The 1,388-nt window shown below is 44.0% G+C and carries 3 protein-coding genes; 1 reads left to right on the forward strand and 2 read right to left on the reverse strand.

What is annotated here, in order from left to right; translation table 11 throughout:
* Positions 1-222 precede the first annotated feature (222 nt).
* On the reverse strand, positions 223-516 hold the full coding sequence (locus tag PPOP_RS16830) for a hypothetical protein (protein WP_006287851.1): 294 nt from the start codon (positions 514-516) through the stop codon (positions 223-225).
* Positions 517-589: 73 nt separating this feature from the next.
* On the reverse strand, positions 590-817 hold the full coding sequence (locus PPOP_RS16835) for a helix-turn-helix domain-containing protein (RefSeq protein ID WP_006287853.1): 228 nt from the start codon (positions 815-817) through the stop codon (positions 590-592).
* Between the two features lie 62 nt (positions 818-879).
* Here PPOP_RS16835 and PPOP_RS26095 point away from each other — a divergent pair, with 62 nt between their 5' ends.
* Positions 880-1,155 carry a helix-turn-helix domain-containing protein gene (locus PPOP_RS26095; RefSeq protein ID WP_422730660.1) on the forward strand — a complete coding sequence of 92 codons (276 nt, stop codon included), beginning with the start codon at positions 880-882 and terminating at the stop codon, positions 1,153-1,155.
* Positions 1,156-1,388: the final 233 nt, after the last annotated feature.

Consider the following 1,388-nt stretch of genomic DNA (forward strand, 5'->3'; position numbering starts at 1 on the left):
TCGGAAGCACTCGTCGAACGTGCGATGGAGCAAGACTTGTACAATGAGTTGTTCGACCTAGCTACCAGAGAAGGGAGACATTCCTAATTACAGTATTGGCAGTACATGATGACGAGCTGATATGGAAGATGTGAAACAATGGAACGTGAACAAACAACAATCCGCCTGCCTGATGAGCTTATGAAGGAACTCAAGCAGGAGGCGGAGCGTAAGGGGAATTAGCTAATTAGTTCTTTTTATTGCGGCTTCTTGTTCAATGGAACGGACAGATAATACTTCAATGATTCCTTTTTGGCGTTCTTGCGATAATTCCACACGTCTCACCGTTTCGTTGGTCTCCAGCGTGGCTTGTTTAATCATTGGGATTAGTGCAGTGTCTTTTTCGATGCTATCAAGGCGCTCATTCATTTTTTTCTGCTCGGCTTCGAGCTTCTGTTGTCCAGCTTTAAGTTCGGATACATCGGTTTTGATGCTCTTAAGTTCCGACAAGATTTGATGTAAAAGTTCGTTTTCCATCGACGTCATTCCGTTCCAGCATATATTTAATTTCATTGTACAGGTCGAGCGGAGGACAAGCAACAGTCGTCAATTAGTGACGGCGTGGATCGTCAGAACGCCCGACGAGATAGTCGATAGATACGTCGAAGTAGTCGGCAAGGGCATATAACGCTTCAATTGATGCGGCCCTTTTAGCCTTTTCGATTTTGCTAACAGCACCTTTGGTGACTCCCATAACGTTTCCGAGTTCGTCTTGATTTAATTGTTTTTCAACTCGGAGATGATGAATACGACTAGCCAATTTTTCTTTTTCAAACATCAAAAAAACTCCTTGACAGTTGACTTAAAGTCGACATAAGTAATGAGGGAAAGGCGGTGAATATGAGAGTTATTGAAGCTGAACGGCTCAAACGTGGATGGACGCTTGGGTTCGTAGCAGAAAAACTAGGTATAAGTAAATCCGCTATTCAGCGCATCGAAAAAGGCACAAGACGCCCGTCATACGAAGTCTTGTGCAAGCGGTGCATCTGCTTCCATCTCGGAATGTACGGCAAATATTTTTCTGACGAGTTTGCAACGGTGAGCACAGGTTCGCAAAAACGCTGTAGGGCGCGTCTTCTCGGGAATTTCGGATATGCACGGTTAGACATCGAATAGTACGATTTAGCAGCATTTTTGTGGGTAATATGGGGAACATGAAGCTCTGGCACATTTGCCGGGGTTTTATTTATTTCCCGACGGATTGTAAAATGAAGTGCGACACCTTCTGGAAATAAAAAAAACAAAAGGCTCATATCTGTCGGTGAAAAACGATTCGATGCGTTAACGCGTGTACTTAATCACCTGGCGGATACTCCGCCTGATCACGATATACAACAAGAGAGTGAATG

Origin of the sequence: Paenibacillus popilliae ATCC 14706, assembly GCF_000315235.1 — a bacterium.
Lineage (GTDB): Bacteria > Bacillota > Bacilli > Paenibacillales > Paenibacillaceae > Paenibacillus_B > Paenibacillus_B popilliae.